This window comes from Cedecea sp. AS113, from assembly GCF_037152415.1.
Classification (GTDB): Bacteria; Pseudomonadota; Gammaproteobacteria; order Enterobacterales; family Enterobacteriaceae; genus Cedecea.
The window spans coordinates 1-14,595 of record NZ_JBBCMI010000017.1 but is presented as its reverse complement, the minus strand read 5'-3'; the positions used below and the strand labels follow the sequence as shown (position 1 = coordinate 14,595).

General features: G+C 57.5%; 13 protein-coding genes. 3 read left to right on the top strand and 10 right to left on the bottom strand.

All coding sequences use genetic code 11. The features are described 5' to 3' along the window. Positions 1-22 precede the first annotated feature (22 nt). The 4 genes from WFN87_RS18020 to lsrK all read right to left on the bottom strand — a co-directional run bounded on the left by WFN87_RS18020 (position 23) and on the right by lsrK (position 4,949). Positions 23-1,324, bottom strand: a complete 1,302-nt coding sequence (locus WFN87_RS18020; RefSeq protein ID WP_336983500.1) for a sensor histidine kinase — start codon at positions 1,322-1,324, stop codon at positions 23-25. Further along, entirely contained in the window at positions 1,321-2,061 is a 741-nt protein-coding gene (locus WFN87_RS18015) for a response regulator (RefSeq protein WP_008460492.1), read from the bottom strand. Before WFN87_RS18015 ends, WFN87_RS18020 begins: the two co-directional genes overlap by 4 nt. An 80-nt stretch (positions 2,062-2,141) precedes the next feature. Next, positions 2,142-3,125 carry an alpha/beta fold hydrolase gene (locus tag WFN87_RS18010; RefSeq protein ID WP_008460493.1) on the bottom strand — a complete coding sequence of 328 codons (984 nt, stop codon included), beginning with the start codon at positions 3,123-3,125 and terminating at the stop codon, positions 2,142-2,144. Between the two features lie 243 nt (positions 3,126-3,368). Continuing rightward, on the bottom strand, positions 3,369-4,949 hold the full coding sequence (lsrK, locus tag WFN87_RS18005; protein WP_336983499.1) for an autoinducer-2 kinase: 1,581 nt from the start codon (positions 4,947-4,949) through the stop codon (positions 3,369-3,371). A 169-nt stretch (positions 4,950-5,118) separates the two neighbouring features. Between lsrK and lsrF the strand changes: the two genes are divergently transcribed. Together lsrF and lsrG are read left to right on the top strand one after the other, a co-directional pair. Then, the gene (lsrF, locus tag WFN87_RS18000; protein ID WP_336983498.1) at positions 5,119-6,009 is read left to right on the top strand and encodes a 3-hydroxy-5-phosphonooxypentane-2,4-dione thiolase; all 891 of its coding nucleotides are present in this window, start codon (positions 5,119-5,121) and stop codon (positions 6,007-6,009) included. Continuing rightward, a complete protein-coding gene (lsrG, locus tag WFN87_RS17995; RefSeq protein WP_008460496.1) occupies positions 6,006-6,296 on the top strand; it encodes a (4S)-4-hydroxy-5-phosphonooxypentane-2,3-dione isomerase in 291 nt (96 codons plus the stop codon). Before lsrF ends, lsrG begins: the two co-directional genes overlap by 4 nt. Before the next feature lie 105 nt (positions 6,297-6,401). On the opposite strand, the gene ygjG is transcribed toward lsrG, so the two are convergent. Then, positions 6,402-7,799 (bottom strand): putrescine aminotransferase, encoded by a 1,398-nt coding sequence (gene ygjG, locus WFN87_RS17990; protein WP_205246436.1) that lies wholly within the window; start codon positions 7,797-7,799, stop codon positions 6,402-6,404. Positions 7,800-8,274: 475 nt separating this feature from the next. Between ygjG and WFN87_RS17985 the strand changes: the two genes are divergently transcribed. Then, positions 8,275-9,174 (top strand): diguanylate cyclase, encoded by a 900-nt coding sequence (locus WFN87_RS17985; RefSeq protein ID WP_336983497.1) that lies wholly within the window; start codon positions 8,275-8,277, stop codon positions 9,172-9,174. A 4-nt stretch (positions 9,175-9,178) separates the two neighbouring features. Here WFN87_RS17985 and WFN87_RS17980 read toward each other — a convergent pair whose 3' ends face one another. The 5 genes from WFN87_RS17980 to WFN87_RS17960 all read right to left on the bottom strand — a co-directional run bounded on the left by WFN87_RS17980 (position 9,179) and on the right by WFN87_RS17960 (position 14,244). Continuing rightward, positions 9,179-9,901 carry an ABC transporter ATP-binding protein gene (locus WFN87_RS17980; RefSeq protein ID WP_336983496.1) on the bottom strand — a complete coding sequence of 241 codons (723 nt, stop codon included), beginning with the start codon at positions 9,899-9,901 and terminating at the stop codon, positions 9,179-9,181. Then, positions 9,888-10,721 (bottom strand): ABC transporter ATP-binding protein, encoded by an 834-nt coding sequence (locus WFN87_RS17975; RefSeq protein WP_336983495.1) that lies wholly within the window; start codon positions 10,719-10,721, stop codon positions 9,888-9,890. The genes WFN87_RS17980 and WFN87_RS17975 overlap by 14 nt, the downstream gene beginning before the upstream one ends. Further along, the gene (locus WFN87_RS17970; RefSeq protein WP_336983494.1) at positions 10,714-11,547 is read right to left on the bottom strand and encodes an ABC transporter permease; all 834 of its coding nucleotides are present in this window, start codon (positions 11,545-11,547) and stop codon (positions 10,714-10,716) included. The genes WFN87_RS17975 and WFN87_RS17970 overlap by 8 nt, the downstream gene beginning before the upstream one ends. Continuing rightward, positions 11,547-12,590, bottom strand: coding sequence for an ABC transporter permease (locus WFN87_RS17965; RefSeq protein WP_336983493.1), 1,044 nt, complete (start codon positions 12,588-12,590; stop codon positions 11,547-11,549). Before WFN87_RS17965 ends, WFN87_RS17970 begins: the two co-directional genes overlap by 1 nt. A gap of 85 nt (positions 12,591-12,675) precedes the next feature. Then, entirely contained in the window at positions 12,676-14,244 is a 1,569-nt protein-coding gene (locus WFN87_RS17960; RefSeq protein WP_336983492.1) for an ABC transporter substrate-binding protein, read from the bottom strand. Between the last annotated feature and the right edge of the window lie 351 nt (positions 14,245-14,595).

Genomic DNA, 14,595 nt, shown 5'->3' with positions numbered 1-14,595 from the left:
GGCGGCATACAGAGCGATACAATCAGGCTACAGGCAGCGTGATGCAGGCCTGCAAACCGCCCTGTGGCCGGTTAGTCAGCGTTAATTTCCCCCCTAACTGGCCGACAAGCTGGGCGGCTATCGCCAGCCCAAGCCCGGTGCCGCCGGTGTCGCGATTTCTGGAACTTTCCACGCGGTAAAAAGGCTGCAACACGGCGTCCAGCTCCTCCTCGGGGATCCCCGGCCCGTTATCGCACACTGCCAGCGTGACCTGGCTGGCTCCCGCCGTCAGGCTGACTTCAGCGGCGGTGCCGAACTTCAGCGCATTATCCAGCAGGTTGGTCAGAATACGGCGCAGCGCCTGGGGGCGGGTCGAAAGCTGGAGTGACACTTCCGGCGCGGCAAACGTCACGGCTTTGCCAACGTCCTGATAATCGCAGGCAATGCTGTCCACAAACGCCCTCAACTCAATCCGCTGGGGAGCCTCTTCCAGACTTTCCGACGACCTTGCATAAGCGATGCCCTCGCGGACGAGATGCGTCATGTTGTCCAGATCCTGCATTAGTTTGTCGCGCAGTTCCGGCTCGTCGCTCATTTCCAGGCGCAGCTTCATGCGGGTAATCGGCGTCTGTAAGTCATGCGAAATGGAGGCCAGAATTTGCGTGCGTTCTTTCAGGTGCCCCTGGATTCTGGCCTGCATCGCGTTAAACGCTTTGGCCGCGTGTTCCACTTCCAGCGGGCCGCTTTCCTGCATGTCCACGGGACTTGAGCTGGCGGGTTCCAGCGCTTCAACGGCGCGGGTAAAACGGGTAAACGGCAACACCACCTGGCGCACGGCAAACCACGCGCAAAGCGCCAGCAGGACAAGCTGGATGGCAATCACCACCGGCAGCCAGGTTTCAATCGGCGGCATACGCGGCGTAAGGTCGATGGTCAGCGGCGAGCCGTCGGCCAGCGTCAAATGCGCCTGAATATGGGAGCGCATACCGGGAATGGAGGTGAAATCGAGCTGATAATGCTCGCCCAGCGCCTCGTTCAGAGATGCAATAGCGTCTTTAGAACGTTCGTCGGTGGGTGGTTTGCCCGGTGTCCCTGGCCCAAGAATGTAGTGATAATTTTCCCGGGCGAGCCGGTCCAGCCAGGCCGGTCGCTCATTGGCCGGTAGCTTGTCGAGGATCGCGACGCTGGTGGCAACGTTGTTTTGCAGGTTATCCAGCATCACGCTGCGGGCGCTGTTCATTCTCTCGAGCGTGGTTAGCGCCAGGGTCAGGCCGTTAGCCAGAAACAGGCCGACGAGAATGATGAGAAACAGCCGGGAAAGCAGAGTTCGGGGCCAAAGCCTCATTCTCGCGCCTCAACGATCGTCACGGGAACGGAAAGCACATAGCCTTCGCTACGCACGGTTTTGATGTAGGCCGGGGTGCGGGCATCCTCATTTAAGCGCTGGCGGACGCGGCTGACCAGTAAATCGATCGAGCGCTCGAATAGCTCTGCATCGCGGCCTTGAGTCAGGTTCAGCAGCTGATCGCGTGTCAAAACGCGCTGCGGGTGATCCAAAAACACGCGCAGCAGGCGATATTCCGCCCCGCTCAGGGCAACGATCGTGCCTTGTAAATCAATCAGATGCCGGGCCGAAGTATCAAGCTGCCACTCGCCAAAAGCGATGATCCTGCCCGCTTCGGTCACCTGCAAATTGGGGGGTAACGCGCGGAAGCGACGAAGGATCGCCTTGATCCGCGCCAGCAGTTCTCGGGCGACAAAAGGTTTTACCACGTAGTCGTCCGCGCCCATTTCGAGGCCGAGGATCCGGTCGCTGTCTTCGTTTCTGGCGGTCAGCATTAAAATAGGCAGATCTTTGTGCTTATCGCTGCGCAGCTGGCGGCAGAGCGTCAGCCCGTCGTCGCCGGGCATCATCACGTCCAGCACCACTAAATCGACGTGCTGCTTATCCAGAACGGAACGCATCTCCTTGCCGTTGGCCGCGCCGCTGGCCCGGTAGCCGGATTTTTCCAGATAGCTAACGATTAGCTCGCGAATATCGCGGTCGTCGTCCACCACGAGAATATGATCGATATGTTCCACCTGGGGCTCCCGGCGCTAAAAGTGAAGGCTAAAACTAGCATAGCCGCCCGGCAGTGAACGGCTATGTTTTTCTTTTTTTACTACAACTTACCGGCATCTACCACTGCCTTCACAAACGCCTCTGGCGCTTCTTGCGGTGGGTTATGGCCGATGTTTCCACTGAAGGTTCGGTGTTCATATTTGCCGGTAAATTTCGCCGCATAGGCCGCCGGTGCAGGATGTGGTGCGCCGTTGTTGTCGCCTTCAATGGTGATGGTTGGCACGGTGATATTCGGCAGCGCAGCCAGTTTTTTCTCATCAGCCGCGTACTTCTGCTCGCCGTTTTCCAGCCCCTGGCGCCAGCGATAGTTGCTCAGGGTAATCGCAACGTGGTCCGGGTTATCCAGTGATTTGGCGCTGGTGTTAAAGGTCTCATCGCTGAACTTCCAGCCCGGCGAAGCCTGCTGCCAGATCAGTCTGGCGAAGTCATGGGTGTTTTTCTCATATCCTGCCGCGCCGCGTGGAGTCGCGAAATAGAACTGATACCACCATTGCAGCTCGGCCTGCGGCGGCAGCGGTTTTTTCCCTGCTTCCTGGCTACTAATCAGATAGCCGCTGACCGACACCAGCGCTTTCACCCGTTCAGGGTGCAGCGCCGCTACGATATCCGCCGTGCGTGCGCCCCAGTCGTAGCCAGCGAAAATGGCCTGTTTGATATGCAACGCATCCATTAGCGCAACGGTATCCTGAGCCAGCGCCGCCGGTTCACCATTACGAGGAGTGGAAGGGGAAAGGAACCGGGTGCTGCCGAAGCCGCGCAGATTTGGCACGATAACCCGGTAGCCCTGCTTTGCCAGCTCAGGCGCTACCGTATCAAAGCTGTTGATGTCGTAGGGCCAGCCGTGCAGCAGAATTACCGGCTGCCCGTCTTTCGGGCCGAGATCGACATAGCCGACGTTCAGCACGCCCGCGTTAATCTGTTTTATTTGTCCGGCATCAAAGCCCGCGGCTTCCGCCTGGCAGGCGAAGACGACCGAGAGAGAAAGAGGGGCAATCAGCGCAGACAGGGTCAGTTTGTTGAACATGATGTTTTCTCCAAAGCCATTAGAAAATGTTCGGTTATCACATCACGAGATTGTAGGCGGTGTGTTTTTCAAACCGCCCTTTTTGCATGGCGGCGTATCTGGCGGGGTCGTGGATACAGTGTGATACAAAGTGTTTTTACCCTCACCCTAGCCCTCTCCCTGGAAGGGAGAGGGGATAAAAAATCACTCACTTAACTAATTCTCCCTCTCCCCTCTGGGGAGAGGGCCGGGGTGAGGGGAAAATTATCCTGCCACTCTCGGTACAAGCCCCGGTGCCTGCCACATCGACGTCGTCAGGCCGCTGTCCACCAGCGTTAACTGGTCGGCATACACTTTTTGCCATTTGCGCTTCATCTCGTCGTAAAGCTCGCGGTGCGCCGGATTTGGCGTGAACTCTCGCTGCCACTGCACCAGACGCTCACCTGTGCTGGGTAGCGAATCAAAAAGCCCGGCGCCTACGCCAGCGGCAATCGCGCAGCCCAGCGCCGTGGCCTCTTTGACCACCGGCACGCGCACCGGCAGGCCGGTGACATCGCTCAGGATCTGGCTCCACAGCGCGCCTTTTGAACCCCCTCCGGCGAAGACGAGCGAGTCGAACCTCACGCCAGAAAAGCCGGAAATCTGCTCCAGATTACAGGCGGAGACAATCGCCGCGTTCTCCTCTAGGGCGCGGAATAGCGTCGCTTTGTTGCACTTCTCAGGGTCGATGGAAAGGTTAATGAACGACGGTGCGGCGTGGTACCACTGCTTGAAATGCATGGCATCAGAGAAAATGGGCATCACCCCGTGGGAGCCCGCAGGTACCCGGCCCGCCATCTCTTCCATTAGCGCATAGGTATCTACGCCGAGTCGCTCGGCCAGCAGCTTTTCTTCCGCGCAGAAGGCGTCCCGGAACCAGCGCATCGTCAGGCCGGTGAAGAAGCTAATGGACTCCGCCTGCACCATGTTGTGGATGACGTGCGGGTTAATGCGGATGTTCATGTCGGGGTCGGTTTTGATGGCCGGCAGGTTCACCACCTGCTGCCAGAATGTGCCGCCCAGCACCGCCGTCTGCCCAGGCCGGACAATGCCCAGCCCCAGGCAGCCAAGCTGGACGTCGCCGCCGCCCATCACCACCGGCGTGCCTTTTAGCAACCCGCTTTCTTCAGCCGCCTGTGGGGTTATGCCGCCCAGCACGGTGCCGGTTTCTTTGACCGGGGAAAGTATGTCGGCGCGCAGCCCGGCCATATCCAGCAGGGCAGGCCGCCAGTCGCGGGTCGATAGATCCAACATCCCGGTTGTACCGGCGTTAGAGGGGTCAACCGCCAGCTCACCGGAGAGTTTGGCCGCCAGCCAGTCGCTGATCATGGTGATGGTGGCGGCTTTGCGGTAGATATCCGGGCGATGGTGTGCCAGCCAAAGCAGGCGGGGCATGGCGCTCAGCGCCAGCGTCTGGCCTGAAACCTGGTACACCTCGGATTCAAACTGGAAGTCGTGGATCTCTTTCAGCTCGCTGACTTCGCGGCTGGCGCGAGCATCCACGTTTGCGCAGGCCCAGATTGGCTCGCCGTGGCGATCGTACAGCACAATCCCTTCCCGCATAGAGCAACAGGCAACGGCACTTATCGCCGAAGAGGAGAGGTTAGCGTTGTGCAGGGCCTCGCGGATGCAGCGGCAGGCCAGCTGCCAGTTAACGGCGAGATCGAACTCCATCGATCCCGGCACATCTGTCACGCTCAAGTGCTTCCATTCGGCCTGGCCAACGGCTATTTGCTGGCCAGAAGTATCGAAGATCACGGCGCGGATACTGCCCGTTCCGGCGTCCAGTGCAAGTAGATAACTCATTCACAGACCTCTTCCGTCGCTCGTTCAATAAATAAACTCTTATCTATCGCGGGCGATTTGACCGATCTATTTGGATATTTTGTGATCGCTGCACGGTTGCGATGGGCGATCCCTGACTAAGTTTTTGAACACTATCTCTTATTCACTGATGGATCCGGGAGAGAACTTGATGGCAGATCTGGATGATATTAAATATGGAAAAGACTTCGGTATTGGCCAGCCGCAGGAGAACCGGGCGTTTTACCTGAAGGGAAGCGGGGCGCTGGACTGGGGCATGCAGTCGCGGCTGGCGAGGATTTTTAACCCCAGCACCGGGCGCACCGTGATGTTGGCTTTCGATCACGGCTATTTTCAGGGGCCGACAACCGGCCTGGAGCGTATTGACCTCTCTATTGCGCCGCTGTTCCCTGAAACCGACGTGCTGATGTGTACCCGCGGCATTCTGCGCAGCGTGGTCCCGCCTGCCACCAACAAACCTGTTGTGCTGCGCGCCTCCGGCGGCAATTCGATCCTCAGCGAACTCTCGCGCGAAAGCGTCGCCGTGACGATGGAGGATGCATTACGCCTCAACGCCTGTGCGGTGGCCGCGCAAATTTATATCGGCAGCGAGTATGAGCATCAGTCGATCAACAACATCATCAAGCTGGTGGACGAGGGAACGCGCTACGGCATTCCTACGCTGGCGGTTACCGGCGTGGGCAAAGAAATGGCCCGTGACGCGCGTTACTTCTCGCTGTCTAGCCGCATTGCCGCCGAGCTTGGGGCGCAGTTTGTAAAAACCTACTTCGTTGAGGACGGTTTTGAGAAAGTCGCCGCCAGCTGCCCAGTGCCGATCGTTATCGCCGGAGGTAAAAAACTGCCCGAGCAGGAGGCGCTGGAGATGTGCTTTAAGGCGATAGACCAGGGCGCATCCGGTGTGGATATGGGGCGCAACATCTTCCAGTCTGAAGCACCCCTGGCGATGCTGCAGGCGGTGAAGAAGGTGGTGCACGAGAAAGCATCTGCCCGCGAGGCCTATCAGTTCTGGCTTGAAGCGAAGCATCAGGGAGGTAAGGCATGAACGTCACGCTGGTGGAGATCAACATTAAGCCAGAGCGGGTCGACGAGTTTCTGGACGTGTTTCGGGCGAATCACGAAGGCGCCATCAAAGAGCCCGGTAATTTACGCTTTGATGTGCTGCAGGACCCGGAGGTTTCAACGCGATTTTATATCTACGAGGCCTATCAGGATGAGGCCGCGGTGCTGGCGCACAAGAAGACCCCGCACTATCTCGCCTGCGTTGAGAAGCTGGATGAGATGATGTCTGAGCCGCGTAAGAAGCAGAGTTTTATTGGGCTGCTGCCGTAGGGAATGCCCCTCACCCTGGCCCTCTCCCCATGGGGGAGAGGGAATAAAACAAAGGAAGTGGGTGGTATAGGAAAAACTCCCTCTCCCTGTTGGGGTGAGGGTCACTCAGCTTTCCTGCGCCTCTGCCGTCTCATCCTGCGTCACTCTCAGCCTGTAAAGCGCGCGCTTCGCGCACTCAAGCACATGCTCGCACTGCTCAATGGTCAGCGTTAGCGGCGGTTCGACCCGAATGGTTTTGGCATTATTCAGCGTCCCGGCCACCAGCACCTGCTGGCGGAACATCTGGCTGGCAAACTCGTAGCCGATGTCGTTGTCGCGGAACTCAATCGCCATTAACAGCCCCTGGCCTCGTGCCTCAACAACCAGATCGGGGAACTCACGGGCCAGCGCCCGGAAGCCATCCAGCAACAGTTGCCCTTTCTGAGCCGCCTGAGCAGGCAGATTCTCTTCCAGCAGGTAGTGAATAGTCGCCAGCGCCGCAGCGCAGGCCAGCGGGTTGCCACCAAACGTGGTGGTGTGCAGGAACGGGTTATCAAACAGCACGGAAAACACCTCTTCTGTCGCAACCGTGGCACCAATCGGCATCACGCCGCCGCCCAACGCTTTGGCAAGGCAGAGAATGTCCGGCTGCACGTTTTCGTGTTCGCAGGCAAACATCCTGCCGGTGCGGCCCATCCCGGTTTGCACTTCATCCAGAATCAGCAGCACGCCGTACTCGTCGCAAAGTTGACGCACCGCAGGCAAATAGCCTGGCGGCGGCAGAATCACCCCGCCTTCGCCCTGGATGGGCTCCAGGATCAGCGCGGCTACATCATCACCGGTTTTACGACATTCGCTGAACTGCGTGCGTAATGCCTCGATATTGCCAAAGGGCACGTGGCGGAATCCCGGCAGCAGCGGCATAAATGGTTTGCGGAAAGTGGATTTCGCCGTGGCCGAAAGTGCGCCCAGAGACTTGCCGTGGAACGCGCCGCTGGTAGCAATAAAGGTAAATTTCCCTCGTGGCGACTGGTACGCTTTGGCCAGTTTTATTGCGGCTTCCACGGACTCAGTACCGCTGTTGCTAAAGAAGCTGTATTTGAGTTTACCCGGAGTCAGTGTGGCAAGCGTTTTAGCGAGCATCGCCCTCAGAGGGTCGAGCAATTCCTGGCTGTGCAGGGGCTGCTTTTCAAGCTGATGCTGGACGGCGGAAACAACGACTGGATTACGGTGCCCCACGTTAAAGATGCCGAACCCACCCAGGCAATCGATATACTCTTTGCCCTGGGTGTCGACAAGCGTATTCAGGCTGCTCGCTTGCCACTCTACGGCTCCGTAATCCCCGCCGGCGGTAACGGACTTGCGGTACTCAAGAAAACCCGGATTAACGTGCTGCTGGAAGCTATCAACCACCTCCCGGTTTAGCGCCTTCATCTCCTCATGGCTAAGTGACTTCTTTTCAATAATGTTCAGTGCGTGCGCCGTACAGGCAAGGGCCGAGGCGCTGGAAGGTAACCTGTTCAAAATGTGCTCCTGGGTGTGGCGTATCACGCGATACACAAAATAAGTATTGCAGGGATTGCGCCAGGTAGCGCGCCGTAGGTGAAATCGGGATAAACGCCCGCAGGAGTACATCTGTGCAATAATTAATCACAATAGATGACATTTTGCGTGTTTTAATGCTGAGGGCCGATTGAGTGAGCATGACCTTGCTGAGAAGAGGTTCGCACCATTTTGGGGCGACATGTTTCCGTATGGCTCAAAAAGGAAAATAAAGATCGGGCTTATTATTGTTTAACATTTCTTAATGGTTAATAGATGCTTATTTATTCTGAAATACCGTATAACAATAAATGTCCTTATTCGTAAAGTTTTTAATATGGATTGGCCGTTTAGGATTTGTTTAAGTTATGATTCGGCGTGAAAATTAACCCGCGATATTCGTTATCATCAGGTGGTGGATATTAACTTGACCCGTTAAACACAAGGTGTGCATAGCGTGACTATCAATATAAAGGACATCGACAGCTCTTTATCAGAGCTAAATATTGCCATCCGCGATCATTATAACTGGGCAAATAAGTGCCTGCGCCTCAGCCTGCTGGGAGGTGAACCCGATAAAGAAATCAACGATCTGCATTCCCATCAGCATTGTCGTTTCAGCCGCTGGCTGGGGCAGCGTTTGCAGGGGGGGAGTCTGGACCGGGAGTTGATTCTGCTGATTGATAAGCACCACACCGATATGCACGCTGCCGCCCGGGTACTCATGTTATCTATTATCGGCAAACAGGTTAGTGAAGAATTGCTGAATCATTACAATGAAGCGCAGCAAAATTTTATTTCCAGTATCGATCAGTATAAAGAATACCTTTTTTCCTACCGCAATTTGTACGACGCGTTAACCGGCCTGCCGCTACGCCATTTAATGTATCAGGAATTTCCGCTGATACGCTCTCGCTGCGAGCGTGCGGAGCGCAACCTTTATTTGCTGATCATGGATATTGACCGTTTTAAAACGATCAATGACACCTGGGGACACAACGCCGGAGATGATGTGTTGCGCAGCGTCGCATCCATTCTTAAAGGGGCTACGCGTAACGAAGAGCGCATTTATCGCTTTGGCGGCGAGGAGTTTATTATGCTGCTGGAAGCGACCAGTCGTGAGCAGGCAGAGCAGGCCGGGCAGCGCATTTGCCAGCACTTAGCCAGCCAGCCCATCAGCGTGGATGACCAGGCAATCCGCGTGACGGTAACCGGGGGGCTAACCCTCGTCAGTGCGAATGACTCCCTGCACAGCGCCATTGGTCGGGCAGACAAAGCCATGTATTACGGCAAAAACACGGGCCGCAATCGCTGTATTCTGGCTTTGTCTGACGAAGAAATGGTCACGCTGGAATAATACGTTACGCGTTCGCCATCCTGTGTTCCCCGTTTACCAGCGCAGCACTATCGAAGGTGCGCTCAATCACCCCGTTGGCCATAAACGCCGCCCGGTCGGACATATGCGCAATCACGTCGGCATCGTGGCTGACCAGCAGATAGGTCATGCCGTGCTGCTGCTTCAGACGATTGAGCAGGTTGAGGATCTCCGCCTGGACCGACATATCCAGCGCGGAAGTGGGTTCGTCGAGCAGCAGAATTTTGGGGCGAAGCAGCAGCGCACGGGCAATCGCCACGCGCTGGCGCTGGCCGCCGGAAAGCTGGTGCGGGTAGCGTTTTGCCGCCTCGGACGGCAGGCCGACCTGCTCTAATGCTTCCGCCACTCGGGCTTCAATCTCGCTTTCACCGTGGATTTTCAGCGGCTCGGCCAGCGTGCGCCAAATCGTGTGGTTGGGGTGCAGTGAGGCATACGGATCCTGAAACACCATCTGCACTTCGCGACGCAGCGCGCCCTGGAAGCGTTTCCCTGCCGCAATGCGGTTGCCCATTAGCTCCACATCTCCCTTCCAGTCACGCTGTAGCCCGGCCAGCACGCGCAGGATGGTAGATTTCCCGCAGCCGGAAGCGCCAATCAGGCTAAATGTCTCGCCCTGTTCAAGAGAGAAACTGGCTCCGGCGACGGCGGTTTTGATCCCGCCTTTGGCGGCGAACTGCACGCTTAGATTATCAACCTTAACGATCGCCATAGGTTTCTCCTGGCTGGAATTCGATGCGGTTCAGCGTCGGTAGCATCTGCCCGTAGGTGTCGGCATTGGGACGGCAGGTCCAGAGCGTGCGCGTGTAAGGATGCGTGGCCTGCGGCAGCTCGCTTGCCGCCATTTCATCGACTTTTTGGCCCTGGTACATCACCAGCACACGGTGGCAGTGTTCCGCTACCAGCGGCAGATCGTGGCTGATCAACAGCAGCGCCATTTGCCGCTGTTCGCACTGGGCTACCAGCAGCTCAAGGATTTGGTTGCGCAGGCGGGCGTCGAGCGCCGACGTAGGTTCGTCCGCGATCAGCACTTTGGGATTATTGGCGAGCGCAATGGCGATCATCACGCGCTGGCCCATGCCGCCGGACAGTTCGCCGGGATAACGCATCAGAACCGCATCCGGCAACCCAACGGATTGCACCAGTTCGCGGCAGCGATCGCGGCGTTCGGCAGTGGACAGCTTCTGGTGCAATCGTAGCGCTTCGTCAATTTGCTGCTGCACGCTTTTGACCGGATTCAGCGCATAGCGCGGGTCCTGCAGCACCATGGCGATGTCACTGCCGCGCAGCTGGTTCCAGCGCCGGGCATTCATGTCGAGCAGGTCGTGCCCCATCACGCTGAGCTGCTCTGCACTCACTTTGCCTGGTTTACGCACCAGCCCCATCAGCGCGCGAGCCGTCATGGATTTGCCTGAGCCGGATTCGCCGACCAGCGCCAGGCGTTCATTGCCCAGCGTGAAGGAGAGGTTGCTGACTACCCGGCTACCGGGATAGTCGATATTCAGCCCGGAAACGGTAATTCTGTTAGTCATGTTGCGGCTCCAGCACGTCGCGCAGGCCATCGCCCAGCAGGTTAAACGCCAGGCTGCTCAGCAGAATGGCGGTGCCCGGAATGGCGGCAATCCACCATTGGTCGAAAATGACCTGCATTCCGTCGGCAATCATCGCGCCCCATTCGGACATCGGCGGGCGGGCGCCCAAGCCGAGGAAACCCAGACCGGCGGCGGCAAGAATAATCCCGGCCAGATCCAGCGCCAGGCGCACAATGGCGGAAGGCAGACACAGCGGCAGAATATGGCCGACCAGCAGCCGCAAGCCTTTGATGCCCATCATTTCTGCGGCCGCAAGATAATCGCTATGGCGCAGGCGCTGTATTTCACTTCTTGCCTGGCGGGCATAGGCGGGCCAGGTGGTCAACGCCAGCGCCAGCGCGCCGTTAACCAGTCCTGGGCCGAGCATTGCCACAAAGGCAAAGGCCAAAATCAGGCGGGGCATCGACATGACTACATCGGTAAAGCGCATCAAGATACGCTCCAGCCAGCCACCGTAATAGCCGGACAGAATGCCAATCAGCAGCCCAACCGGCAGGGTAATAATGGTCACCAGCAGCACCAGGCCCAGCGCCGGGCGAGTGCCGTAGAGCAGGCGAGAAAGCAGGTCGCGGCCATAGCTGTCGGTGCCCAGCAGATGTTGGGCGTTGGGCGCCTGCAGGCGCGCGGCGGCATCCTGCCAGTTGGGATCGAACGGAGCCAGCCACGGCGCAAACAGCGCGATAAGCACCAGCCCGGCAATGATAATCAGCCCGCCAAGGGCCGCCGGGGAGCGCAGTATGCGTCGCAGAAAAAGAGAAGACGGCATCAGCGGATCCTCGGGTCGGTGGCGCGCACCAGTATGTCGGTCAGGTTATTGATCAGCACAAATGACACGCCGATCAGCAGCGTACCGCCCATGATGGCGGTGGTATCCCCGGCAAACAGCGCGGTGGTGAGATAGCGGCCAATACCCGGCCAGGAGAAGACGGTTTCCGTCAGCACCGCACCTTCGAGCATGCTGGTGTAAGCCAGAGCGATCACGGTGAACAGCGTGCCGCGAATGTTGGGCAACACATGGTGCACCAGAATCGCCATGTCGCCTGCGCCCTTCGCGCGGGCGAGCGTAATGTACTCTTTGTTCATTTCGCTCAGGCAGGCCGTGCGGGTCAGGCGGGTGATGCTGGCGAGAGAATAATAGGCCAGCAGTAATACCGGCAGAATCAGGTGGTTAATGGCGTTGAGAAACGCGCCTTTATCGCCGGAAAGCCAGGTATCGATCAGCACGAAGCCGGTTTTGGCCTCGACGCTGTACTGGTAAATATCGTCGAGCCGCCCAGGCCCGGCGCTCCACTGCAGACGAGCATAGAAGAGCGCCAGCATCAGCAGACCCAGCCAGAAAATAGGCACGGAGTTGCCCAGCAGGGTAAAAGTGCGCACCACGAGATCCAGCGGTGAACCGGCGAACCGGGCGCAAAGCACACCAAAAAGTACGCCAAGTACGCTGCCGACGATAAGCGCCAGGGTGGCGAGTTCCAGGGTGGCGGGGAACGCTGAAAGCAAATCATGCAGCACCGGCTGGCCGGTTGAGCTGGCTATGCCTAAATCGCCGTGGGCGAGATTGACCAGATAATGCCAGAACTGCACGGGCAGCGACTGGTCCAGCCCCAACTGGTGGCGAACCTGATCGTAAGTGGACTGGCTGGCGTGGTCGCCGACGATTTGCAGCACTCTGTCCACCGGGGACAGCGCAGACAACGCGAAGGTAATCAGCAGCAGGCCAATCAGGGTCAGAGCAAGGGTAAATATTCCCTGAAGCAGGGTGAGCAGCGGACGCCGCAGGCGCTGCGACGAAGGCGAGACTTCGGACATGGGTAACTCTTTTATGCGCTAATGGTGATTAACCCCCCGACCGGCCTCTTTCACGATGGAAAGGGCGGGGCGAGGGGCCGTTCAGTTATTTCGTGACGTTATCGTAATACACCATATCCGCATTCAGGCCCTGCTGGTAGCCTTTGATGTTATCTCGCACCACAACCTGAGTTTTACCCTGGTCAATAAACACGTACGGGGAGCTACGCTGCAGCTCTTCCTGCAGTTTGGTATAGAGATCTTTGCGCTTGGCCGGATCGGCCTCTGCTACGGCAGCCAGCGTTTGTTTATTCAGCTCCGGGATCTGCCAACCGTTCAGCCCGGCCACGGTGCTGGCTTTGCCGTCGTTATAGGCGAAGGCGCTGGCGTTGGAGTGGGCGTCGAAGTAATCCGGGATCCACAGGCGAATGGCGGCCTGGTGCTGTTTCGCGCGTACGCGGGCATACACCTGGCTACCGGCGGCTGGCAGCAGATCAACCTTCACGCCGCCCTGGGCAAAGCTTGCCTGCATGGACTGAGCGATGGTGATAAACGGCGGTTTGTTTTCCACATCCAGCGAGAAATGTGCGTCTTTGATGCCCGCTTTTGCCAGAATTTCTTTCGCTTTCGCCGGGTCAAATTTGAACGGGGTATTTTCCAGCGCGCCCGCGAAGCCGACCGGCAGGAAGCTTTGGTGAACGAAGTACTGGCCTTTCAGCAGATCTTTAGTAATGCCCTGGTAATCCACCAGGTAGCTAGCCGCTTCCCACAGCGCCGGGTTTTTCAGCAGCGGGTTGGCGTTGTTGCCGACGTTAAACACTAAATAGTTCTGCTCGGCTGAAGGAATGCTCAGCACCTTCACGCCCGGCTTGCCTTCCAGCGCGCTGGTCTGGTCAGACCCCAAATCACGGGCGATATCGGCGTCACCCTGCTGAATTAGCAGGCGGCGAGCGGCCGGATCGGGCACGTTTTTAATAATAATGTTCTTCACTTTTGGCGCATCGCCCGGAGAAGTCGGGTTGGCATCCAGCACGATAGCCTGATGTGGCTGATAAACGCGCATTTTGAACGGGCCGCTGCCGGCAGAGTGCATTTTCAGCCATTCGTTGCCGAAGTCACCGGCTTTCACGTTTGGCTCAACCGCTTTTTCATCCACGATAGAGGCGATAGGCGTGGAAAGAATATTCAGCGCAACCGCCGGGCTGACGTCCGCGGTCCAGTGCACTTCCAGCGTGTGGTCATCCACTTTCTTCAACTGGCTGGCGATGTTGTCCGGCTGCCAGCCCAGTACGTTCAGGATAAAGGCCGGGGATTTGTTCAGCGTGACCGCGCGGGTGTAGGAGAAGATCACGTCTTCCGGGCGCAGCGGGTTGCCGGAGGCAAATTTAGCGTCCGGGCGCAGCTTGATGGTCAGTTTCTTATTGGCCGCATCGCCTTGCCAACTGGCCGCCAGAATCGGCACGACTTTGGCCGGGTCCGTGCGGTCTGCCTGCACCAGGCGCTGATAAAGGCTCGGCACGGTCTGAATACTTGAGAGTTCGTTGGCCTCAGCCGGATCAAGGCTGACGATGTCGTCCAGCCCTTGAGCTACCACCAGGGTATCCGGCGGTGTGGCAGCGTGGGAAGCCGCAGACAGCGCAGCCAGCAGCAGTAATGGCAGAACTTTTTTTTGCATGTGTGTACCCTGTAATTGTGTTTTTTATCGACTTTTCTCTGTGTATTTACGTTAGGTGAGTTATCTCAATTCACAAAGTCAAAATTGCGCTTTGCATATAAATATACGATATATCCAATGCGATAAAGTGCTGAGAACCTGACGGCCACTTGCTGTAAGGGAGCGTCAATATCGACGATGATGAAGGTTCGGTTAAGCTTCCGTTCACCGTACCTGTTTTCTCCCTCGCCCCTTTGGGGTGTACGGTCCGGGGACATCGTGAACACTTGTTCGGGGACATGGTAGACACTTACAACTAAGGCATAAGAACCCGTTTATGGAGCCGCTTATGCCGTGGTATGCGAGAGATAC